This window comes from Shewanella sp. S1-49-MNA-CIBAN-0167 (genome assembly GCF_040310145.1).
In the GTDB taxonomy this organism is placed as follows: domain Bacteria; phylum Pseudomonadota; class Gammaproteobacteria; order Enterobacterales; family Shewanellaceae; genus Shewanella; species Shewanella psychromarinicola.
In genome coordinates, this window is sequence record NZ_JBEOPO010000363.1 from 1 (window position 1) to 257 (window position 257).

Annotated in this window: 1 pseudogene; it reads right to left on the reverse strand. The window is 39.7% G+C overall.

Annotated elements, in window-relative coordinates:
• Positions 1-180, reverse strand: a pseudogene (locus AAEZ00_RS21640) (FAD:protein FMN transferase ApbE); the annotation flags it as partial.
• Positions 181-257 lie beyond the last annotated feature (77 nt).

Consider the following 257-nt stretch of genomic DNA (forward strand, 5'->3'; position numbering starts at 1 on the left):
ATCAATTTCAGCTTGCAGTAACTGCGGTTCTGGCAAGCGGTCATTGTTGACTACTTTAATATGATAAGTGGTCCCCATCGTACTACCAGATAATGAAATAATGGGCTCTGGTGAACTGCAAGCACTCACCAATAGCAATAACGCCGGCAATAGCAATAACTTGATTGAATTTACAGTCATGTCAAATTTACACTTGTAATAAATAAACAAAAAAAATTGCAGCGTGCAAGACCAGTGTTTAACCACCCTGTCTGCAC